The sequence below is a fragment of the Devosia sp. P2_G7 genome, from assembly GCF_056403495.1.
The window spans coordinates 117,816-140,632 of sequence record NZ_JBFUFI010000001.1 but is presented as its reverse complement, the minus strand read 5'-3'; the positions used below and the strand labels follow the sequence as shown (position 1 = coordinate 140,632).

The following is a 22,817-nucleotide window of genomic DNA, read 5'->3' as shown; positions in this document are numbered from 1 at the left end:
CCTTTTCCACTGTCATGAACACGTCACCGAACCTTCATCCGTGCTTCGCGTTGCGGCCTTAGGTGTCAGTCCCGTTGCTTAGCGGGGTCCACGCATGCTGAAGATTTCCAAGGTGTCGCGACGGTTCGGCGCAAAGACAGCGGTCGACAACGTCAATCTGGAAATCCCCGAAGGCCAGATGGTCGGGATCATCGGCCGCTCCGGCGCCGGCAAGTCGACGCTGCTGCGGATGATCAACCGGCTCACCGACACCTCGGATGGCACTATCGCTTTCGGCAGCCGTGACGTCACCACGCTGGGCGGCGCGGCGCTGCGCGAATGGCGCTCCGACTGCGCCATGATCTTCCAACAGTTCAACCTGGTGCCGCGCATCGACGTGCTCACCAATGTGCTGCTCGGCCGGCTCAACGGCCGCTCGACGCTGATGAGCCTGTTCAACGTCTTCACCCACCAGGAGCGCGTCGATGCCATCAAGGCGCTCGACCGGCTCGACATCGCCCAGGTAGCTCTGCAGCGGGCCGGCACCCTTTCGGGCGGCCAGCAGCAGCGCGTCGCCATCGCCCGGGCGCTGATGCAGACGCCAAAGATGGTCCTCGCCGACGAGCCGATCGCCTCGCTCGATCCGCGCAATGCGCAGGTGGTCATGGACTCGCTGAAGGCCATCAACGAGCAGCAGAAGATCACCGTCATCACCAACCTCCACACCCTCGATACCGCCCGCAACTACTGCGAGCGGATCATCGGCATGGCGCAGGGCCGCGTCGTCTTCGACGGCACGGCGGACGAACTGACCGAGGCCGCGGCGCGCGAGATCTACGGTGCCGATGGCCTGAAGGAGGCCTTCTCGGAGGCCATTACCTCGACTTCGATCCGGGGCTTCACGCCGCCGCCGGTCACTCAAATCCGCGCCGAACCCGTACTCGTCAACTGACGGCGGCGCGTAGCGACTTTCCCAATCCCGCACATGCAAGGCGGGGCGGAAACCTTCAACAGGAGAGATTTATGCTGAAGAACATTCTTCTGAGCACCGTGGCGCTCGTCGCCATGGGCGCCTCTGCGACCACCACCTTCGCCCAGGAAATCAAGGAATTCCGCATCGGCATCCTTGGCGGCGAAAACGAAGCCGACCGGCTGCGCAACTACCAGTGCCTCGCCGACCACCTCAAGGAAACCTTTGGTTTCGAGAAGGTCTCGCTGTTCCCGGCCGCCGACTATGATGGCGTGATCCAGGGCCTGCTCGGCGGTACCCTCGACGTCGCCGGTCTCGGCGCCTCGGGCTATGCCAAGATCTTCCTCGCCGACCCCAAGGCCGTGGTGCCGATGTTCACCACCCAGCAGACTGACGGCTCGACCGGCTATCACTCGATCGCGCTGGCTCGCAAGGACTCGGGCATCACCGACATCATGTCCGCCAAAGGCAAGAAGCTCGGTTACGCCGATCCGGACTCGACCTCGGGCTACCTGATCCCGCTGACCCAGATCCCGACCACCACGGGCGAGGCCAACGACAAGTTCTTCGCTGCGACCTCGTTCAATGGCGGTCATGAGAACAACGTGCTCGCCATGCTCGACGGCAAGGTCGACGTGGCCGTTGACGACGCCTCGGGCGTTGGCGAGTTCACCGACGGCTGGACCTCGGGCACCGCGCACAAGATGGTCGCCAAGGGCATGCTCGACATGAACGACGTCGTCGAAGTGTGGCGCTCGCCGCTGATCCCGAATGGCCCGACCGTCGCCCGCACCGCGCTCGGCGATGAGTGGATCAAGAAGATAAACGACTTCTACATGAACCTGCCGAAGACCGACGTTGCCTGCTTCAACGCCATCGAAGGCGGCGACTTCACCGGTTACGTCCCGGTGAAGCCGGAATTCTACCAGCCCATCATCGACGCCCGCAAAGCGTCGATCGGCGGCTGATCCAGTGATCGTTTTGGGGCGGGTGCGACAAGCATCCGCCCCAAGTCTATCCAGCGACAGGCCAGACCCAGCACATGACCCTCACCGCACCCGACGCCGGCTCGGACGTCGTTCATCACGTCGACAGCGCCTGGCGCAAGCTCAGCGCGCAGCGCCGGCTCTACAGCCTCATCGGGCTGGGTCTGCTCGCCGTCGTGTTGTTCTTCTCCTTGAAGCTCGCCGACGAGAGCAATGCGGGCCATTTCGTTGAGCGCCTGCCGCACCTGTTCGATTTCACCTCGTGGCTGATCCCGCAGGACTGGAACGACGTCTGGCGTGCTTTGCTCGACCTGCCGACGCCGAACGACACCGGGACCTTCGAGACCAACTTCCCCGATGGACGGCTGCAGATAACCCCCGACTTCTACATCCCCGAGTACCTGCACCTGATGGTCATCACCATCAACGTGGCGCTGGTCTCGACGATGATCGGCTTCATCGGTGCTCTGGGCCTGGCGTTTCTCGCCGCCCGCAACATGATGCCGATCGCACCGGTGCGCTTCTTCGTGCGCCGCTTCATGGAAATTCTCCGCGCCTTCCCCGAGATCGTGGTCGCCGGGTTCTTTGCGGCGGTCCTTTCCCTTGGCCCGATCGCGGCGATCTTTGCGGTGGGCATGCACACGATCGGCGCGCTCGGGAAACTGTTCTACGAGGTGATCGAGAACATCGACATGAAGCCCGATGAGGGGCTGAAGGCGGCCGGCGGCAACTGGCTGGAGCGGGTGCGCTTCGGGGCGATGCCGCAGGTCACACCGAACTTCACCTCCTATGCGCTGCTGCGTTTCGAGATCAATGTGCGCGCCTCCACCATCATCGGTGCGGTAGGCGGCGGCGGTATCGGCGAAGAGCTGAAGCTCTCGATCTCGCGCGGCTTCGGCGCCAAGACTTTGGCGCTGATCGCACTGCTGTTCATCACCATCTTCGTCATCGACCAGTTCTCCGGCTGGCTTCGCAAGAAGCTCGTCGGCGACCAGGCGTTCCTCGTTTCGGCCTGAGGTGAACTTGAAATGACCGACCTCAGCATCGAACAACGCTTTCCTGCCGTATTCCGGCAATCGCTGGCCAAGCGCTTCCTGCCGCTGGTCCTGCTCATTGGAGTGGTGCTCTACTTCGCCTATGCGGTGTGGTTCTTCGCGCTGCCGAGCGTCCTGGCTGACGCCAAGTGGGATCGTGCCGGCAACATGCTGGCGCAGTGGATCAGCTACGACATCTCCACCGAGTTCCGGCTCGACGGCGCCACCATCGAGCCGAAATGGCCGCGCTTCGGACCGCTGGGCAACGACCCCAATCCGGACTGGATCATCGCCGAGGGCAATGGCGCGACGACGGTCGAGATTGCCGGGCCGGGCACGGCGACGACGTTCTCCAAGGCCAATGTGAGCGTAACCTACGAAGGCCAGACGGTGGTGATCCATCGCGGCGAGGTGCCGCGCATCGAGGGCGCGCAACCCGACTGGCTCGCCATCAAGGGGAGCGACGTGGTGGCCGATTTCGGCTTTGCCGGCAATGTTCGCGTGTCGCCGGAGCGGGTCAAGATCAACAAGCGCGTGCTCGGTTGGGCCAATTTCATCTTCGATACGAACTCGCCCTATTTCGGCAAATCGGCTGGCGAGGTGTGGGCGCTGTTGTGGAGCCCCGAGCGGCTCGACCCCAATCATAGCAATCTCGAACTGGCCTTCGACAACATTTGGAACAACGGCTCCTGGCAGCACGGCGACGTGTGGGTCAAGTTGCTGCAGACCATCGTCATGGCGCTGGTCGGCACGCTGTTCGCGTCGCTGATCGCCTTCCCGCTGGCGTTCTTCGCAGCGCGCAACATCACACCGTCTGGCTTTGCCAATCACGGGGTGAAGCGGTTCTTCGACTTCCTGCGCTCGGTCGATATGCTGATCTGGGCGCTGTTTTTCACCCGCGCTTTCGGGCCGGGGCCGCTCGCCGGCATCGGCGCGATCTTCCTCACCGAGGTCGGAACGCTTGGCAAGCTCTACTCCGAAGGGCTCGAGAACATCGACGACAAGGAGCGCGAGGGCATCAAGTCGGTGGGCGCCAGCCCGACCCAGGTGCAGCGCTATGGCGTGGTGCCGCAGGTGCTGCCGGTGATGATCTCGCAGACGCTATACCAGTGGGAATCGAACACCCGTTCGGCGACCATCATCGGTGCAGTAGGCGCCGGTGGTATCGGGCTGAAGCTCTGGGAGGCGATGCGCACCAATTCGAACTGGGCCAACGTCTTCTACATGGTGATTCTGATCCTCATCGTGGTGTTCGTGTTCGACAACATCTCGAATGCGCTGCGCTCACGGCTGATCGGCCGGCAGCAGTAGCTTTCGCCTCGCCTTCTTTCGGCTGTCACAATTGTTCGCTAGGCGCGGGGCCTAACGGGAGCGACCTCCAATGACCGACGAACTGATCCTCACCAATGCCCGCATCGTGCTTGCCGACGAGGTGATCCTCGGCTCGGTGAAGGTCACCGATGGTCGCATCACCGATGTCGGCGCGCCGTTCGCCGGTGGCATCGATCTCGACGGCGACTACCTGATGCCGGGCTTCGTCGAGCTCCATACCGACCACATGGAAGGTCACTACGCGCCGCGCCCCGGCGTGCGCTGGAACCCGATCGCATCGGTGCAGGCGCATGACGCGCAGGTCGCGGCTTCCGGCATCACCACGGTGTTCGACGCACTGCGTGTCGGGCTCAATGATGACAGCGGCATGCAGGCGGAGGATTTCCTGAAGCTCGGCGCGGCGATTCATGCCGGCGTCGATGCCGGGTGGCTGCGTGCCGACCACTACATCCACCTGCGCTGCGAAGTGGCGGCGCCTGATTGCCTTGAGTCTTTCGCCGCCTTCGAGGGCGACCGGCTCGTGAAGCTCGCTTCGCTGATGGACCATTCGCCAGGGCAGCGCCAGTTCGCTTCGGTCGAGGCCTATCGCAACTACTACCAGAAGAAAAAGCGCATGTCGGACGCCGAGTTCGAAGCCTTCGCCGAGCGGCGGACGCGTGAATCGGCCGAGTTCGCATTGCCGCATCGCGACGCGATTTCCGGCAAAGCACGAGAGATGGGCATCGTCCTCGCCAGCCACGACGACGCGACGGTCGAGCAGGTTGCGGACGCCACCGCGCGCGGCATCAGGATTGCTGAGTTCCCCACCAGCCTCGAAGCGGCGCAGGCGTCACGCGATGGCGGCATGTCGATCCTGATGGGGGCGCCGAACGTCGTGCGTGGCGGCTCGCACTCGGGGAACGTGTCGGCTCGCCAGCTGGCCGAGGCCGGGCTGCTCGACATCCTGTCGTCGGATTATGTGCCGTTTAGCCTGATGCAGGCGGTGTTCTCGCTGGAAGATACCATCACGCTGCCCGAGGCAGTGGCGATGGTGACGCGGCATCCGGCCGGTGCCGCCGGCTTCGAGGATCGCGGCGAGATCGCCGTCGGCAAGCGCGCCGACCTGGTGCAGGTCGCCAGCCTCGAGGGTGTCCCTGTAGTGCGCACAGTTTGGCGCGAAGGGCGGCGGGTGCTCTAGAAACAGTGAGACCGCCGCAGTTCCCTGCGGCGGTCTCACTCAATTCTACGCTGAACCTCAGTTCACGCGCTTGCCGTCCTTGTTGAACAAGTGGACGACCGAGAGGTCCGGCGCCACCTTGATCTTCGAGCCCGGCTGCGCGGTGATGCGCTCGCGGAAGATGCCGTTGATCGACTGCGTGCCGATGCGGCCGATGACCTGGGTTTCCGAACCGGTCGGCTCCAGCACGATGACCTCGATCTCGATGCCGTTCGGATCGAGGTGCAGGTGCTCGGGGCGGATGCCGTAGATGGCGGCGTCGGTGGCGCCCGGAATGGTCGGGAGCAGGATGCCGTCGGTGGTCTTGAAGCCCTCGGGTGTGGTCTGGCCGTTGATGAAGTTCATCGACGGGGAGCCGATGAAGCCGGCGACGAAGGTGTTGAGCGGACGATCATACAGGTCGAGCGGGGTGCCCATCTGCTCGATGACGCCGTCGCGCATGACCACGATCTTGTCGGCCATGGTCATGGCTTCGACCTGGTCGTGGGTCACGTAGATGGTGGTGGTCTTCAGCCGCTGGTGCAGTTCCTTGATCTCGGAGCGCATCTGCACGCGGAGCTTCGCGTCGAGGTTGGACAGCGGCTCGTCGAACAGGAAGACCTGCGGATCGCGCACGATGGCGCGGCCCATGGCGACACGCTGGCGCTGGCCGCCCGAGAGCTGGCGCGGCTGGCGGTCGAGAAGCTTTTCGAGGCCGAGGATCTGCGCGGCGCGATCGACCTTGGCCTTGATCTCGGTCTTGGGCACGCCCTTGAGCTTCAACGAGAAGCCCATGTTCTGCGCGACCGTCATGTGCGGGTAGAGCGCGTAGTTCTGGAACACCATGGCGATGTCGCGTTCCTTGGGCGGCAGGTCGTTGACCACGCGATTGCCGATGCCGATCTCGCCCGAGGTGATTTCCTCGAGGCCGGCGATCATGCGCAGCAGGGTAGACTTGCCGCATCCCGACGGGCCGACCAGCACGACGAATTCGCCGTCGGAAATGTCGACCGACACGCCCTTCAGCGCTTCAAAGCCGCCGTAGTGCTTGCCGGCCTTGTTGATGGTTACAGGTGCCATGAGGTTCCTCGTCCCTAGCGCGGGGAGTGTGCCCGCTTTCCCCCGCACCTTCGGCGACAGGTTCGGCCAGCGTCAAGGCGGGTTCGTACGGCATAATACCAAAGTCTAAGAAAACTCTAATACTAAAGTAGCATACCGTATGGCGAAGAGACCTGTTGGCGGGCTGGCTTGCCCTTCCCGTTCGAGCCGCTATTGATCAAGGCATGACCGACATCACCGCTCTCGACGCCGCAGACCCGTTCGCCCGCACCCGGGCGCTGTTCGACCTCCCGGATGGCATCATCTACCTCGATGGCAACTCGCTGGGGGCGCTTCCGCGGGCGGTGAAGGCGCGAGTCAACGACGTCGTCGCCACGCAATGGGGCGAGGGGTTGATCCGGAGCTGGAACACCCACGACTGGATCGACCTGCCGGGCCGGGTCGGCGAGCGCATCGCCAGGCTGATCGGAGCGGCGCCAGGGACGGCGATGGTAGCCGACTCCACCTCGGTGAACCTGTTCAAGGCGCTGGTGACGGCGCTGCGGCTGCGGCCGGGGCGCAAGGTGATCCTCTCCGAGCGGCACAACTTTCCAACCGACGCCTACATCGCGGCGGGTGTGGCCGAACTCTTGGGGCAGGGGCACGAACTGCGGTTGGTGGAAGCCGGAGACATCGCCGGAGCGCTAAGCGACGACGTGGCCCTGCTGTTGCTGACCGAGGTCAACTACCGCACTGGGGCGCGGCTCGACATGGTCGGGCTGACTGCCGCGGCGCACGCTGCCGGGGCGCTAACAGTGTGGGACCTGGCGCATTCCGCAGGAGCGTTCCCCGTCGATCTCAGCCGCGCCGACGCCGATTTCGCAGTTGGGTGCGGCTACAAATATCTCAATGGCGGGCCGGGCGCGCCGGCATTCATTTACGCGGCGCCGCGGCATCTCGATGGCTTGCGGCAACCGCTGACCGGGTGGCTCGGCCATGCAGCGCCGTTCAGCTTTGCCGAGACCTATCGGCCGGCCGAAGGCATCGGCGCGATGCGTGTGGGTACGCCGCCGGTGTTGTCGATGTCGGCACTGGATGCGGCGCTCGATGTGTTCGACGGCGTCGATCTCACGGCGCTGCGCGCCAAGGCGGATGCACTGTTCGAGCTGTTCACCAATGAGGTTGCGCGGCTTGCGCCGGAACTGCAACTTGCGACGCCGACCGATCGGGCTCGGCGCGGCACGCAGGTTTCACTGCGGCATCCCGAGGCATATGCGGTGATGCAGGCGCTGATCGCTGCCGGGGTGATCGGCGATTTCCGCGAGCCGGATATTCTGCGCTTCGGGCTGACGCCGCTCTATCTCAGCTTCGCCGATGTGCAGAGGGCGGCGGGCATTCTGGGGGAGGTGATGAGAACCGGAGCGTGGGACCGGCCGCAGTACAAACTACGAGCCAAGGTCGTCTGACGCCAAGGGCGTTCATTGCTGTTCATCGTTGCGGCGATCGGGCGGCGCCGGCGCGGCAATCTCAGAACAGTTCGGCTTCGCCGTGCACACCATGAGCGGCGCTACCCGACAGGGTAGGCACGCGCAACTCGTCGAGCACCAGGCTCGACCAGATTTCTTCGTAGACCGAATCCGGCGCGGTCGGCGGCAGCAGGGCGAACTGGCGCACGGCCAGTGCCATGTTCTGGCAGCGCTGCTCGATCCGGTCCTGGCCCTGGAGCGCGTTGACGATGATCCGGGCCGCCTCGCGTCGCGCTTCGTCAGCGGACATCGACCTGTCGGCGAGGAGTTCGAGGGCCTGTGTGACGCCTTCCACCATGCCGGCGGTCTGGCGTGCGGTTTCATCGAGCTCGCGGGCGAGCCTTTGGAGAGACATGTAGAGCTAAACCCCCGTAGTACGTCTCGACCATAGCGCGGATTTCTGAATGGCTCCTTGCGAATGCGGCGGGTCAGGGTCAACGCGAGCGGTTTGGTTAGCGCTTCACTAACGAATTGACGGTAACGATGACATACTAGGTTTTCTCGGGTCGAACGTTACTATGGTCTTGTCGAGTTCACTGCCTCCCGAGTTCGATCGTGGTGTGGTGACGACCGTACATCAGGGTGATTGCCTGGTGTCGAACGAGCCCGACCTCACCTTCTCCACCGTGCTGGGCAGTTGCATTTCGGCCTGCGTCCGCGACCGCGTCGCGAACGTCGGCGGGATGAACCACTTCCTACTCGCCGAACAGTCGGCGTCGGCGGCCGATCGCTACGGCGCCTCGGCGCGCTATGGCGCGTTCGCCATGGAACAACTGATCAACAAGGTGCTGACGCGCGGCTCGGGCCGTAAGGCCAACCTCGAGATCAAGGTGTTCGGGGGCGGCAAGATCAACGGTGCGCTCGACGATATCGGGCTCAAGAACATCGAGTTCGTGCGGGAGTTCCTCGCTAATGAAGGCTACGAGATGGCCAAGGAAGATCTCGGCGGCACCTACGCGCGCCGCGTGATGTTCAAGCCTTACTCGGGCAGGGCGTTCATCAAGCGGCTCGACAACACCGCCAACGCCTCGATCGCCAAGGAAGAATTGGCGGTTGCCGCCAGCCGCCGCAGCATCATCACCAAGCCGGTGGTCGACGACATCGAACTGTTCTGAGTGGGCAGCCTTACCAAGTCGTTACGCGTAGGCTGCGCAGTATAGGTTTGATTAACCATTCCGGTTTTAGGGTCGCGGCGAGGGCCTGGGGAGGCCCGTCGGGGCTCGGTGATTCGTGCGGCGCTTCAGCGTAGCGCTCATCGCTAATCTTTGCTGGCTTGCCGCCGCGCTGATCGCGCTCGGCGGCGTGTTGCTGTTCGGCGTCGGTCTAGCCAGCGCGGCGCTGGCGGTTCTGGCGACAGTTGGCGCAATGGCCGGGTCGATGACCGTGGCGTTGCGCGCTGACCGTGCATTTGCTGGGCGACTTGCGGCAATCGGGCAAGCGGTAGGCGTGCGGACCGGCGAGGCCACCAGCCTCGAGGCAATCGTCCAAAGCCTCTGCACCCGGCTGGATCGGGCTTACAACTTCAAGTCAGCGTTCTCCAGCATGCGGCAGCCAGCGGCGCTGGTCGATGCCGATGGCGAGGTGCTTGGGGTCAGCAATGGCCTGGCGCTGGTGGAGCCGAGGGCGGAGGAGGGCGGGCTGATTTCGGATGTGCTGGGCGGTGGCGTGCTGCTCGAGGACATGGCCGAGGAGAGTATCGCCGTGGTGGGTGACCGGCGTTACGTGGCTGAGCGGCGGGAATTGGGAGGCGGCCGCTCGATCATCGAGTTTACCCCGGCGGGCCATCACATTGCCGACGATGACTTCGACGCATTCGTCACGGCGCTCAGCAACGGCCGAACGGGTTTCAGGTTCGACGACTGGGGCATGCAGCATTCGCCCGCACTGAAGGCGCTGGGCGGCGCGCTGGAACAGCTCGATCGCGGCGTAAAGGCGATCGGGCAGTTGCTGGCAGGGGAAGAGGTCGACGCGCTGTTGCTGATGGGCTCGGGTGGCCTAGCGCCGGAGGTGCGGCGCTTCGGTACGATGCTCGAAGCCATCCTCGACGAGCGCGATGAGGCGGTGGCGGCCAAGGAACAGCTCGAAGCCAAGATGGAAGCGATCCTCCGAGCCATCGACCGCTATCGCGCCAGCGTCAGTAGTCTCGCGGAACTCGCTGACCAGAGCCGGGCAGGGCTCACTGTCGCGTCGAGCGCCATCGAGAAGGGGCGGGTCAAGGCGCAATCGGTGCGCACTCTGGAGCGACAGGCCGTGGCCCTGGCGGCAGATGCGGCGCTGGCGGTGCAGCGCACCAGCGTGTCGGTGGGTGGCGTTGAGAGCACGACGGCCGAGATCGACCGCATGGTCAACAATATCGAGGATGTGAGCTTCCGTACTAATCTGCTGGCACTTAACGCAGCGGTCGAAGCGGCGCGGGCCGGAGAGAAGGGCGCAGGCTTCGCCGTGGTTGCCGCTGAAGTCCGGACGCTGGCGCAGGCGACGCAGAAGGCGGCCCGGGAGATCAAGTCGCTGGTCGGCGTGTCGCGGCGCGAGGCGAGTGCGTCGGTGGCGGAGACCGCATCGCTCAAAAAAATACTGTCCGGGCTCGGCGGGCATTTAGAGAATCTAAGCAATGAGACGGACATGATCGCCGGTGCACTGGATGAGGGCAGCGGCGCCATCGCCCGGCTGGACGGCAGCGTAGCTGCGGTCGGGTCGGAGGCGGCAAGAGCCCTGCAACTCCCGGCGCGCAGACGACAGGCCTAGAACGGGCCGCAGGGGGCAGTATGGAACAGGGCGAATTTGCCCTCAGTGACCGCGAGTTCAATCGGGTCAAGGCACGCGTCTATCAGGAAGCCGGGATATCGCTGTCGGAGGCCAAGCGCACGCTCGTCGTGTCGCGGCTCGGCAAGCTGGTGCGCACGCTGCGGCTCAACTCGTTCGATGCCTATCTCGACTATCTCGAGCAGCGGGGAACACCGGCCGAAGCGCAGGATTTCGTCAACGCGTTGACAACTAACCTGACGCGGTTCTGGCGTGAGGATCACCATTTCGAGCATCTCGAAAATTACGTGCGCCAGTTGATGGCGCAGCGGCCACGGATGGGGGCGAATGGGCGCCCGAAGCTCCGGATCTGGTCGGCAGGTTGCTCCACGGGGCAGGAGCCCTACACCATCGCGCTGGGCCTGCTCGCTGCCCTTCCCGAGCTCAAGCGCTGGGACTTCCGCATCCTCGCGACCGACATCGATACCAATGTCGTGGCGAAGGCGGCCGGCGGGGTCTACCCCGAGGCAGAGCTCAACGGGCTATCGCGGGAACGAAGTGCCCTGTTCGAGCGAGCGGGTGCCGGACAGGTGCAGATCCCTACGGCGGTGCGCGAGCTGATCTCGTTCAAGCCGCTCAACCTGATGAACAACCCCTGGCCGATGCGGGGCCCGTTCGACGCGGTGTTCTGCCGGAACGTGGCGATCTATTTCGACAAGAAGACACAGGGCGAACTGTTCTCGCGGCTCGGGGCGATCCTCGTGCCGGAAGGGTTCCTCTATATCGGGCACTCGGAGAACCTGGGTGCCGGCGGCAGCAACTTCCGGCTGGTGGGCAAGACCATTTACCAGGCCCGGACACAGCAGAAGGCTAGGGACGCAGCATGAGCATCAAGGTGCTGGTCGTCGACGATTCCGCACTCATTCGCGAGGTGCTGAGCCGCACCTTGGGCAAGGACGGCGACATCGTAGTGGTGGGCACGGCCGAAGATCCGATCGAGGCGCGCAGCAAGGTCAAGGATCTCAACCCGGACGTGGTGACGCTCGATATCGAGATGCCCAACATGAATGGGTTGCAGTTCCTGGACAAGTTGATGCGGCTCCATCCCCTGCCGGTAGTGATGGTTTCGACCCTGACCACCAAGGGTGCGAGCGAGACGCTGCTGGCGCTGGAACTGGGCGCGGTGGATTTCGTCGCCAAGCCCAATGCCACGCTGTCGGGTGGGCTCGATGCGTTTGGCGAGAACCTGCGCCAGAAGGTGCGGGCGGCAGCCAATTCCGACGTGAAGGGCCGCGCCTTGAAGGCACCGCCGGCCAAGGTGCCGGTGCGCACGGCTGCCGCGCCGAACGGTGCGCTGATCGCCATCGGCGCGTCAACCGGCGGGGTCGAAGCGATCCGCGTGGTGCTGAGCCAGATGCCGCCGGACTGTCCGCCGATCGTCATCGCGCAGCATATGCCGGCGGGGTTCACGACACGCTTTGCCGGCAGGCTCGACGAACTGACCGAATTGACGGTGGTCGAAGCCGAGGACCGGATGCCACTGCTGCCGGGGCATGCCTACGTGGCGCGGGGCGATTTCCACCTGCGGGTCGAGCGCAGCTCGGGCCAGTTGAAGTGCCGGGTCACACAGGACGAACTGGCGTCGGGACACCGGCCGAGCGTCGATGTGCTGTTCGAATCCGTGGCCAAGACCGTCGGCTCGATGGCGGTGGGCGCGATCCTCACCGGCATGGGCCGCGATGGGGCGCGCGGGCTGAAGCTGATGCGCGATGCCGGCGCCTACACGGTGGGGCAGAGCCAGGCCTCCGCGCTGGTCTACGGCATGCCGCGCGTGGCGTTCGAAGAGGGCGCGGTGATCGAACAGGCGCCCGTCGAGAGTATCGCGGCCCGGCTGGCGGCGGCACTGACGCGGCTCAAATCCGCAGCATAACGCGGCTATCGATTGAAGGTTTGGTAACGGAAAGTGCCTAGGGTTTTTCGATACGCGACCCGTGCGTTTCCCGGGCAGCTAGAAGGCGCAGCGTAACTATGCCGAAGGCAAGTGCAGTCAGCGTGATGATCGTGGATGACCAGCAGTCGATGCGGGGCATCTGCAAATACATCCTCACCCAGCTGGGTTTCACCAACATCGTCGAAGCCAAATCGGGACGCGATGCGCTCGGCAAGCTCGAAAAGAGCAGTGTCGACCTGATCATTTCCGATTGGAACATGGACGATATCGACGGGCTGACGCTGCTGCGCGTCATCCGCAAACACCCCAAGACGCAGGCGATGCCCTTTATCATGGCCACCGGCCGCTCCGACAAGGAGCAGGTCAAGGAGGCGATTTCCTCGGGCGTGAACAACTACATCATCAAGCCGTTCGATGCCTCGACGATGAAGAAGCGCATCGAGGCGGTGATCGGGGTGTTGTCCTAGGGCGTTCGCCTAGCGCCGAAACCGCCAAGGCCGCCTTCCGGGCGGCCTTTGTTTTTGCGCCCGATGTAATCGACTACACGCCCGGAAACGCTGGGGCGGCTACGCATCGTTCCGTAACACGAAATTAATCCGCCGTGCCTAGTCTTTGCGCAGTCGTGCATGGGCCTTGGGGGATGAGGTCGACGTAGTGGCGGGCGGACGATTCCGGCCTGCCTTCAACGTTTCCACCCCTCAGCAGGCCGCCACTCTGGGGGAGGATGGCATGGGTTGGCTTCCGAAGTTCAAGATCGCGCAAAAGTTGCCGCTGGCGCTGGTCGGGTCGGCGCTGCTGGTCAGCGCGGGGGTCGGTATCGCCAGCTATCTCATCGGCTCGAGCACGGTCGACCGGATGAGCATCCGGCAGATGCAGATGGTGGCCGATGACCGGGCGAAATCGTTCGAGACCTACCTCGAGACCATCCAGTCCGACCTGGTGAACCAGGCGGCGGCGGAGAGCGTGCAGACGACACTGCGCGACTTTGCCATCGGCTGGGGTCAGTTCGCGACCTCGAAGCCGGCGGTTGATCCAATCGCCACGTTGCGCGGCAACTATATCGACAACAACCCGAACGCCGCCGGGGCTCGGCAGGCGCTCGATACGCCGGTGCAGGCGCCGGGCGCCAAGAAGTGGAACTATGATTTCCTCCACTCCAAGGTGCACCCGAATTTCCGCCGCCAGCTCGAAGCGCGCGGCTATTCGGACCTGTTCCTCCTCGATCCCAAGGGGAACCTCGTCTACTCGGTGATGAAGAACGACGATTTCGCCCGAAACTTCGGTGAAGGTGGTGATCTCGCCGATAGCGGTCTCGGCCGGGCATTCCGCGCCGCGGCGGCATTCACCGAGCCGGGCAAGGTCGCCTTCGAGGATCTGAGCCTTTACGCAGTGGCCGGCATGCCTGCGAGCTTTCTCGCGACGCCCGTGTTCGATCCGCGCAACAAACTGGTCGGGGTGATGGCGATCGAGATGCCGATCGCGTCGATCAATGCCATGATGCAGGACAATGCCAACCTCGGGCAGACCGGCGAGAGCTTCCTCGTCGGCGCCGACAAGCTGTTGCGCTCGGACTCGGTATTTTCGGAGGGCGACGACACGCTCACCGCGAGCTATGACGGCCCGGTGGTGGACGCGGCGCTCGCCGGCGCCGATGGCAACGGCGTTACCACCAACTACCGCGGCATGCGGATGCTGGCAACGGCCACGCCGGTGACGTTCAACGGCACCAGTTGGGCCATGGTGACCACGATGGGCGAGGACGAAGTGTTCACGCCGGTGGTCGAGATGCGCAACACGATGCTGCTGGTGGGTGCCGGGCTGCTCGCAGCGGCGGCGCTGCTGGGGTTCCTGTTCTCGCGCAGCATTTCGAAGCCGATCAGCCGGCTGACCGATACGATGGGCGCGCTGGCCCAGGGTAACCTCGAGGTCGAGGTGAAGGGCGCTGAACGCAGCGACGAGATCGGCGACATGGCCAAGGCCGTGCAGGTGTTCAAGGAGAATGCGCTGAAGGTCACCGAGATGACCGAGGGCGAGCGGACGGCATCGGTGCAGCGCCGGGTGGAGCGCACTTCGATGATGCAGACGCTGCAGAAGGCGTTCGGCGAAGTGGTGGACGCGGCGATCGCCGGCGATTTCTCTAAGCGGGTGGAGGCCGAGTTCCCCGATGCCGAGCTCAACGCGCTGGCACATGGCGTCAATGAGTTGGTGTCGACGGTCGATCGCGGCGTCAGCGAGACTGGCGAGGTGCTTGCCGCACTGGCGAAGACCGACCTGACCCACCGGGTGCAGGGCGACTACCAGGGGGCGTTCCTGCGGCTTAAGACCGATACCAATGCAGTGGCTGAAAAGCTCGGCGAGATTGTCACCGGGCTCAAGCAGACTTCGCGCTCGCTGAAGACGGCGACGGGTGAGATTCTGTCCGGTGCCAATGATCTTTCCGAGCGCACCACCAAGCAGGCGGCGACGATCGAAGAAACGTCGGCGGCGATGGAGCAGCTTTCGGGCACCGTGCTGGCCAATGCCGAGCGCGCCAAGGATGCCTCAAATGTCGCGGCGACTGTGACCCGCACCGCGGAAGACGGTGGGCAAGTGATGCGTCAGGCGACCGAGGCGATGGAACGGATCACCAACTCGTCGGGCAAGATCTCGAACATCATCGGCATGATCGACGACATCGCCTTCCAGACCAACCTGCTGGCGCTCAACGCATCGGTGGAAGCGGCTCGTGCCGGCGATGCCGGCAAGGGCTTTGCTGTGGTGGCGGTGGAAGTGCGGCGGCTGGCGCAGTCGGCAGCCGGTGCGTCGAATGAGGTCAAGGCGCTGATCGAGCAATCGGGCAGCGAGGTGAAGGGCGGCTCGAAGCTGGTCGCGGAAGCCGCCGCCAAGCTTGAAGCTATGCTTGTCGCAGCGCGGTCGTCGAACGAGCTGATGGACTCGATCGCGCGGGCCAGCCAGGAGCAGGCCTCCGCGATCGAAGAGGTCAACGCCGCTGTTCGCACCATGGACGAGATGACCCAGCACAACGCGGCGCTGGTCGAAGAAACCAATGCCGCGATCGAGCAGACCGAGGCGCAAGCGACTGAACTCGACCGGATCGTCGAGGTGTTCCGCACCGGCGATGCCAGCGCGCCGGTCCGCGCCACTGAGCCTGCCAAGGGCATCCGTGCCCTGCAGGACAAGGTGCGCTCGGCGGCCAAATCCTATCTCAGCCACGGCAACGCTGCCGTCGACAAGGACTGGTCCGAGTTCTGACCAACACGCCAGAAGGCCCCGCGACAAGTCCAGAAAGGACGACCATGCGCAAGTTGCACCGGATCATCGCCGCCACCGTAATCGGGGCGTTGCCCCTTGCCGGCGGCGCCTATCTCGGGGCGCAGGTCAGCCGCGAGGCCGCTGCGGCGCAACGGGAAGCCGCGGGGATGCACTATGCTGGCCTGGTCTTGCCGGAGCTGGTGAGTCTCGCGCGCGATGGCGCCGCCCCGGCGGGGAACCCGGCACTGGCCGAGGCGGCCCGCACCGGCGACGCGACGTTTGGCACGAGCGCGCTGTCTCAAGCCTATGACGAGCTGAAAGCAGAACTGGCGTCCGGGGCGCATCCGGCGGCGGCACGCAACGCCGCAGCGATGCTGGTGGCGCGCATCCACGAGAGTTCCGGACTGCTGGCGGAACCCGATGGGGCGGCGACGCAACTGACGCAGGTGCCGCAGGCGGCCAATGCTGCGCCACTGTCGCCGGCGCTGATGAATGCGACGCGCTATGCCGTTGCGGTGTTGCCGGCAGAGATCAAGCGGCTCGAAGAAGTGCTGGCCGAGTTCCGCGCCGCCACTGCGAACGCCGGTGCGACGCCCGAGGGCAAGGCCTATGCGGCAGCGGCAACGGCGCTGGCAGACCGAGTAGCGGCCGGCATCGCGGTGATCCCCGATACCAAGGCGCGCCTGGCGTTCGATTGGACCGGTCTCGATACCGCACATGACACATTCCAGGATGCAGCACTGGCGCTAGGCCGCGTGTCACAGGCGGCGATGCAGCAAGCGCTCGATCAGCGGATCTCGGTGTCCAGCTCGAGCCTGACCTGGATTGGTGCGGCGAGCGCGGTACTCGCACTGCTCTTCGGCGCCGCTGCCTATCTGGGGCTGGGTCGGATCGGTCAACCTGCGATTAAGGAACCTTCCCTATCGTTTGCGGCGGGGAAGAGCGGAGCAGCCGGGCACGAAAGCCCCGGCGACATGGGGGCTAGAATGGCCACGACCTCTGCGCACGCCAAAGGCGGGCTGAAGCTCACCACGGCAATTTCGGCAACAGTGTTTCTCGCGGTGACAGCTGCCATCGCGGCAGTGCTGTTCGCGGTGTGGACGATGCTCGCGGCCAACACGCGGGATACGGCCGACCAGCGGCTAGCAGCGGACTTGCGGATCGCGGCGGCGATCCTTGAGGTGAACCTGCCGAACTCCGACATCTTCTGGAGCGAGGACGGTCAGCTCGAAAAGATCGAGGCAAAGGCGATGCCGAAGTTCCGTAACCACGATCTGATCGACACGATCGGGCGGGTGACGGGCGACACCGCGACGCTGTTCGTGTTCGATCCCGAGAGTCAGGACTTCATCCGCAAGTCGACCACCATCCTCGACGACAAGGGCGAGCGCATCCTCGAGACGCCGCTGGCGCGCGAGGGCGCGGCCTATCCGGTGGTGGTGGCAGGCGGCACCTATCAGGGCGAAGCGAACGTGCTGGGGACGCCCTATTATGCAATCTATCGGCCGATCCTGAACCTCAACAACGAGGTGATCGGGCTGGTCTATGTCGGCATTCCGAAGGCAGAGATCGACGCGGTGGCGACGGATGGCCTGAAGCTGCTCGGGCTGGTGGGCGCGGTGGCGGTACTGGTGATGGGGGCGCTGTCGGTGTTCGCGGTGTCGCGGATGATGCGGCCGGTGCCGCGGCTGTCGAAACGCATGCAGTTGTTGGCCGAAGGTGACCTCGAAAGCCAGATTCCATACATCGGCCTCAGGAACGAAATCGGCGAGATGGCGCGCAACGTCGAAGTGTTCCGCGCCAATGCGCTGAAGGTTCAGGAGATGACCGAGGACGAGCGGCTGGCGCTGGCGCAGCGTCGGGCCGAGCGGACCGAAATGATGCAGTCGCTGCAGCAGAGTTTCGGCGAAGTGGTCGACGCAGCGACCGCGGGCGATTTCTCGCGGCGGGTGGAAACGCAGTTCGCCGATGACGAGCTCAATCGCCTGGCGGGCAGCGTCAACACGCTGGTGGGGACGGTGGAGCGGATCATTGGCGACACGGGTGCGGCGCTGGCCGCATTGGCCGATACCGACCTGACGCACCGCATCGAGGGCGGCTACGAGGGTGCGCTCGGGCAGTTGCGCGACGATGCCAATGAGGTGGCCGAGAAGCTGAGCGCCATCGTGATGACGCTGAAGCACACCTCGCGGTCGCTGAAGACGGCGACCGGCGAAATCCTCTCGGGTGCCAACGACCTTTCCGAACGGACGACGCGGCAGGCGGCAACGATCGAGGAAACCAGCGCGGCGATGACGCTGCTCGCCGACACTGTGCGGGCCAATGCCGAAAAGGCCGAGGATGCGCGGCATGTCGCCGAAGAGGTGAGCCGCACGGCCGAAGCCGGAGGCTCGGTGATGCAGCAGGCCAACGTAGCGATGGAGCGGATCACCCAGTCGTCGGCCAAGATCTCCAACATCATCGGCATGATCGACGACATCGCCTTCCAGACCAACCTGCTGGCACTGAACGCTTCGGTCGAAGCGGCGCGTGCCGGTGAGGCCGGCAAGGGCTTTGCCGTGGTGGCGGTCGAAGTGCGCCGGCTGGCGCAGTCGGCGGCGCAGGCTTCGTCCGAGGTGAAAGTGCTCATCGAGCAGAGCGGCGCCGAGGTCAAGGGCGGGACCAAGCTCGTTGCGGAGGCGGCGGACAAGCTCGAAACCATGCTGGCGGCCGCGCGGCGCTCCAATACGCTAATGGCGGCGATTGCTGAGGACAGCCGGCAGCAGGCTGGATCGATCGACGAGGTCAACGCAGCGGTGCGGCAGCTCGACGAGATGACGCAGCACAACGCGGCGCTGGTCGAGGAGATCAACGCGGCGATCGAGCAGACCGAGGCGCAGGCCGGCGAGGTCGACGGTATCGCCGAGATCTTCACCGTCGACGACGCCGCACCAGGCCGCCGAGCTGCCTGATCAGGGTCGGCCGGGCCACCCGTCCGGCCGCCGTTTTTCCGACCAAAGTCTAGCCGCCGGGTCGGTCCGTTTGACCGGATGTTAACGCTGCCATGCTGTGATCGTCGAGAGACGCAGAACGCATTTCCAGCTGTCGACACTCCAGAAGGACAACGACTCTCCATGCCGGCCAAAACCATTTTCAAGCTGCCGACGCTCAAGCTTCGGGGCTCAATCATTCTCGCCGCTGCCGCAATCTTCACCGTGGCAATCGGCTCATCGCTCTACTACGTCGTCTCCAGCAATCGTGCGCAGGACCTGGCGCAGGCCGACGAAGTCGTCGGTGGCCTGGCAGTGACGGAAGCACAGAAGATCAATGCGTTCCTCAGTGAGTACGCCACAGCGGCGAACTCCACTGCACAAACCGCCAGCGCATTGCTCGCCAACCCAGCGACCTCGCCCGATATCTACGGTGCGGTGGTGACCAAGCAGCTCGAGACGCTCGAGAATGCGCTCGGCGTCTACATGATGTTCGCGCCGGAATCGCAGCTGGCGAGTGCGCCGGCGTTCGCGGGTTCGGCTTTCGCCTACAAGGACCAGCATGTCGGCGTCTATGCGGCGCGTGGCGCCGACGGCAAGCCGGCGTTCCAGTCGCTGGAACAGGCCGGCGGTGGCTACGACACGTGGTTCACCAATCCGCTGAAGGCGGGCAAGGCCGAGATCGCGGGGCCCGATAATTACGACGGCGTGCTCTACACCACCTTCAGCGACATCATTCACGACGCTGCCGGCAAAGCCGTTGGCATGACCGGCGTATCGTTCAACGGCAACGCGCTGGCGACGCTGATCGGTGGGACCGTGCCGATGGGCACCGGTTTCATGGGCGTGATCAACCAGAAGAACGTATGGGTGGTGAACCCGGATCCCAAAATCGTTGGCACCGAAGTTACCGAGCCGTGGGCGCTTGAAGCGACCACCGCGATGCAGAGCGCCGAGACGTTCAGCTCGACGGGTGAGGCTGCTGGCCAGACCTGGAAGATGACGGCGCAGAAGGTCAACCTTCCCGGTACCGATCAGTCATGGACCGTGATTGTCGCCGTGCCGCAGTCGACGCTGCTCGCCGATTCCGAGGCGCAACTGCTCAGCCTGCTGATCGGCGGCGCAATAATCCTCGTGCTTGGCCTCGTGGCCTTCGCCTGGCTCGGCACGTCGATCGCCCGGCCGGTGAACAAGATGACCGGCGTGATGCGCAAGATCGCCGACGGCGACTACCAGGTCGAAGTGCCGTACGGCGCTCGCCGGGACGAGATCGGCGACATGGCCAAGGCAGTCGAGGTGTTCCGCGAGAACGGCCTCAAGGTCGCCGAGATGACCGAAGCGGATGCGGCGCGGATCATCCGCGACCAGCAGGCGCGCACCGCGATGATGGCCGAACTGCAGAAGGCGTTCGGGCAGGTGGTGGACGCGGCAGTTGCCGGCGACTTCTCGCAGCGTGTCGAGACGGAGTTCCCGGATGCCGAACTCAACGCCATTGCCGGGAGCATCAACAACCTGGTCGCGACAGTCGATCGCGGCCTCGGCGAGACGGGCGAGGTTCTGGCGGCGCTGGCCGACACCAATCTCACCAAGCGCATGGAGGGCCAGTACGAAGGCGCCTTCGCTCGGCTGCGTGACGACACCAATGCGGTGGGCGACAAGCTGAGCAGCATTGTTGGTCAGCTCAAGGAGACCTCGCGTTCGCTGAAGACGGCGACCGGCGAGATTCTTTCCGGTGCCAACGACCTCTCCGAACGCACCACCAAGCAGGCGGCGACGATCGAGGAAACCTCGGCGGCGATGGAACAGCTCTCGACCACCGTGCTGCAGAACGCGGAACGGGCCCGCGAGGCGAGCGAAGTGGCGAGCACCGTCACCCGCACCGCCGAAGAGGGCGGCCAGGTCATGGGCGATGCGAACTCGGCCATGGAGCGGATCACCCAGTCGTCGGCGAAGATCTCCAACATCATCGGGTTGATCGACGACATCGCCTTCCAGACGAACCTCCTGGCGCTCAACGCCTCGGTGGAAGCGGCACGGGCCGGCGATGCCGGCAAAGGCTTCGCGGTGGTTGCCGTGGAAGTACGTCGCCTTGCGCAGTCGGCCGCCAGCGCGTCGAGCGAAGTGAAGGCGCTGATCGAGCAGTCGGGCAGCGAAGTGAAAGCCGGCTCGAAGCTGGTTGCGGACGCAGCAGCTCGTCTCGCCGCGATGCTGGAAGCGGCGCGTTCGAGTAACGCGCTGATGGACGGCATCGCCCGCGACAGCCGCGAGCAGGCCTCGGCGATCGAAGAGGTGAACACCGCAGTGCGCCAACTCGACGAGATGACGCAGCACAACGCAGCGCTGGTCGAGGAGACCAACGCGGCGATCGAGCAGACCGATGGGCAGGTGAACGAACTCGACCGGATCGTCGACATCTTCACCATTTCCGGTGCGTCGCACACCAAGGTGGTCCAGGTTGCTCCGCCCTCCCGTGGCATCAAGGGCCTGCAGGAGCGGGTCAAGAAGGCCGCGAGTTCGTACTTGAGCCACGGCAACACCGCGATCGACAAGGACTGGGCGGAATTCTGACCGGCCTGAAAATAACCCTGACACTCGGTGTCAGGTGACTCATGCGAAACCCTCTCCGTCGTCACTATGGAGAGGGTTTTCTTCATGCCCCAGACACTCGAACTCGTCACCTTTCGGCTCGCCCGCGGCACCGGCCAGCAATTCGTCGATGCCAACGCGGCAGTCAGCGACTGGCTGAAGCGGCAGCCGGGGTTCGTGTCCCGCCACCTCGCCGAGCGCGACGACGGCAGCTTCGTCGACATCGTGTTCTGGCAGACGCACGAAGCGGCACTGGCGGCGAGCGGCAAAATGATGGAAGAGATGGCCCAGAGCGAGGCCATGACCATGATCGATCCCATGGGCCTCGAGATGAGCCATGGCAATATCCGACTCTCGGTCGACTGAAATGGTCGCCGATCTTCTACAAATCGTCCGGTCCTTCCCGCAGCCGATCGCCGACCTGGCGCAGAACCTCGCCTTGACGCTGCTGTCGGTGCGCCCGGACCTCGATGCCAAGGCGCGGCTCGGCTGGGGTTCGGTGAACTATCGGCACCCGAAGGCGGGGTTCGTGTGCGCGATCTTCCCGATGGAAGATCACGTCTCGCTGGTGTTCGAGCATGGAAGATTGCTGAGCTCCTCGCTGCTTGAGGGCGACGGCAAGCAGGTGCGCTACATCCGGTTCGAGCCGGGTGCCAAGATCCCCGAAGACGAGATCGCCATCCTCTTGGCCGAGGCCATTGCGCTCAAGGCGTGAGCCGTGCAGAAAACCGGGAGACCCTCTAGGAGATATCCCGCATGGCGCGCATCGGCCTCGTGGCGCACGACGACAAGAAGGACGAACTGGTCGCCTGGGCCAAGCTCAATCGGGACAAGCTCGCGCTGCACGAACTCTGGGGCACCGGCACGACCGGTGGCCGCGTCACTGATGGCACTGGCCTGCCGGTTACGCGGCTGTTGAGCGGGCCGCTCGGCGGCGACGCGCAACTGGGTGCGATGATCGCCGAGGGGCGGCTCGATGCGCTGATCTTCTTCCAGGATCCGCTGACGGCCATGCCGCATGACGTCGACATCAAGTCGCTGACCCGGCTGGCGACTCTGTACAACATTCTGTTCGCGCCGAACCACAAGACCGCCGACGCGGTACTCGCCGCGCTTTGACCATCTGGTCAAAGCCCGTGCAAAGCTATAGAAGCCGCCCCCAATCGAAGCGCGGTGTTGGTTGACCGGTGTTTGTGCATATGCGCAGATGACCGCAAAACCGGCATAAGCCGCGAATAAGAACTATTCATCAGGACG

Annotated in this window: 19 protein-coding genes; 17 read left to right on the top strand and 2 right to left on the bottom strand. The window is 64.5% G+C overall.

What is annotated here, in order from left to right; all coding sequences use genetic code 11:
• Positions 1–94 precede the first annotated feature (94 nt).
• The 5 genes from phnC (at position 95) to AC1DWU_RS00760 (ending at position 5,478) form a co-directional block, all read left to right on the top strand.
• Positions 95–931, top strand: a complete 837-nt coding sequence (gene phnC, locus AC1DWU_RS00780) for a phosphonate ABC transporter ATP-binding protein (RefSeq protein WP_477148045.1) — start codon at positions 95–97, stop codon at positions 929–931.
• Between the two features lie 71 nt (positions 932–1,002).
• Complete coding sequence (gene phnD / locus AC1DWU_RS00775) at positions 1,003–1,917, top strand: phosphonate ABC transporter substrate-binding protein (protein WP_477148044.1); 915 nt, start codon at positions 1,003–1,005, stop codon at positions 1,915–1,917.
• Between the two features lie 74 nt (positions 1,918–1,991).
• Positions 1,992–2,951, top strand: coding sequence for a phosphonate ABC transporter, permease protein PhnE (phnE, locus tag AC1DWU_RS00770; RefSeq protein WP_477148043.1), 960 nt, complete (start codon positions 1,992–1,994; stop codon positions 2,949–2,951).
• Positions 2,952–2,963: 12 nt separating this feature from the next.
• Positions 2,964–4,280, top strand: coding sequence for a phosphonate ABC transporter, permease protein PhnE (gene phnE / locus AC1DWU_RS00765; protein WP_477148042.1), 1,317 nt, complete (start codon positions 2,964–2,966; stop codon positions 4,278–4,280).
• A 70-nt stretch (positions 4,281–4,350) separates the two neighbouring features.
• Complete coding sequence (locus AC1DWU_RS00760) at positions 4,351–5,478, top strand: alpha-D-ribose 1-methylphosphonate 5-triphosphate diphosphatase (protein ID WP_477148041.1); 1,128 nt, start codon at positions 4,351–4,353, stop codon at positions 5,476–5,478.
• Between the two features lie 57 nt (positions 5,479–5,535).
• On the opposite strand, the gene AC1DWU_RS00755 is transcribed toward AC1DWU_RS00760, so the two are convergent.
• Positions 5,536–6,576 (bottom strand): ABC transporter ATP-binding protein, encoded by a 1,041-nt coding sequence (locus AC1DWU_RS00755; protein WP_477148040.1) that lies wholly within the window; start codon positions 6,574–6,576, stop codon positions 5,536–5,538.
• Between the two features lie 203 nt (positions 6,577–6,779).
• Here AC1DWU_RS00755 and kynU point away from each other — a divergent pair, with 203 nt between their 5' ends.
• On the top strand, positions 6,780–8,000 hold the full coding sequence (gene kynU / locus AC1DWU_RS00750; RefSeq protein WP_477148039.1) for a kynureninase: 1,221 nt from the start codon (positions 6,780–6,782) through the stop codon (positions 7,998–8,000).
• Between the two features lie 61 nt (positions 8,001–8,061).
• Here kynU and AC1DWU_RS00745 read toward each other — a convergent pair whose 3' ends face one another.
• Positions 8,062–8,415, bottom strand: coding sequence for a hypothetical protein (locus AC1DWU_RS00745; protein ID WP_477148038.1), 354 nt, complete (start codon positions 8,413–8,415; stop codon positions 8,062–8,064).
• 238 nt (positions 8,416–8,653) lie between these two features.
• On the opposite strand from AC1DWU_RS00745, the gene AC1DWU_RS00740 reads away from it, so the two are divergent.
• From AC1DWU_RS00740 to AC1DWU_RS00690, 11 genes are all read left to right on the top strand, one after another.
• Entirely contained in the window at positions 8,654–9,175 is a 522-nt protein-coding gene (locus AC1DWU_RS00740) for a chemotaxis protein CheD (protein WP_477148037.1), read from the top strand.
• A gap of 115 nt (positions 9,176–9,290) precedes the next feature.
• Positions 9,291–10,805 carry a methyl-accepting chemotaxis protein gene (locus AC1DWU_RS00735; protein WP_477148036.1) on the top strand — a complete coding sequence of 505 codons (1,515 nt, stop codon included), beginning with the start codon at positions 9,291–9,293 and terminating at the stop codon, positions 10,803–10,805.
• A 20-nt stretch (positions 10,806–10,825) separates the two neighbouring features.
• The gene (locus AC1DWU_RS00730; RefSeq protein ID WP_477148035.1) at positions 10,826–11,689 is read left to right on the top strand and encodes a CheR family methyltransferase; all 864 of its coding nucleotides are present in this window, start codon (positions 10,826–10,828) and stop codon (positions 11,687–11,689) included.
• A complete protein-coding gene (locus AC1DWU_RS00725) occupies positions 11,686–12,732 on the top strand; it encodes a protein-glutamate methylesterase/protein-glutamine glutaminase (protein ID WP_477148034.1) in 1,047 nt (348 codons plus the stop codon). The genes AC1DWU_RS00730 and AC1DWU_RS00725 overlap by 4 nt, the downstream gene beginning before the upstream one ends.
• A gap of 98 nt (positions 12,733–12,830) precedes the next feature.
• Positions 12,831–13,220, top strand: a complete 390-nt coding sequence (locus AC1DWU_RS00720; protein WP_055046571.1) for a response regulator — start codon at positions 12,831–12,833, stop codon at positions 13,218–13,220.
• Between the two features lie 262 nt (positions 13,221–13,482).
• Positions 13,483–16,005 (top strand): methyl-accepting chemotaxis protein, encoded by a 2,523-nt coding sequence (locus AC1DWU_RS00715; RefSeq protein ID WP_477148033.1) that lies wholly within the window; start codon positions 13,483–13,485, stop codon positions 16,003–16,005.
• A 44-nt stretch (positions 16,006–16,049) separates the two neighbouring features.
• A complete protein-coding gene (locus AC1DWU_RS00710; RefSeq protein ID WP_477148032.1) occupies positions 16,050–18,956 on the top strand; it encodes a methyl-accepting chemotaxis protein in 2,907 nt (968 codons plus the stop codon).
• A gap of 162 nt (positions 18,957–19,118) precedes the next feature.
• The gene (locus AC1DWU_RS00705; protein ID WP_477148031.1) at positions 19,119–21,542 is read left to right on the top strand and encodes a methyl-accepting chemotaxis protein; all 2,424 of its coding nucleotides are present in this window, start codon (positions 19,119–19,121) and stop codon (positions 21,540–21,542) included.
• An 84-nt stretch (positions 21,543–21,626) separates the two neighbouring features.
• The gene (locus AC1DWU_RS00700) at positions 21,627–21,926 is read left to right on the top strand and encodes an antibiotic biosynthesis monooxygenase family protein (protein WP_477148030.1); all 300 of its coding nucleotides are present in this window, start codon (positions 21,627–21,629) and stop codon (positions 21,924–21,926) included.
• Position 21,927: 1 nt separating this feature from the next.
• Complete coding sequence (locus AC1DWU_RS00695; protein ID WP_477148029.1) at positions 21,928–22,275, top strand: DUF1801 domain-containing protein; 348 nt, start codon at positions 21,928–21,930, stop codon at positions 22,273–22,275.
• A 41-nt stretch (positions 22,276–22,316) separates the two neighbouring features.
• Positions 22,317–22,679, top strand: coding sequence for a methylglyoxal synthase (locus AC1DWU_RS00690; protein WP_477148028.1), 363 nt, complete (start codon positions 22,317–22,319; stop codon positions 22,677–22,679).
• The last annotated feature ends 138 nt before the right edge of the window (positions 22,680–22,817 follow it).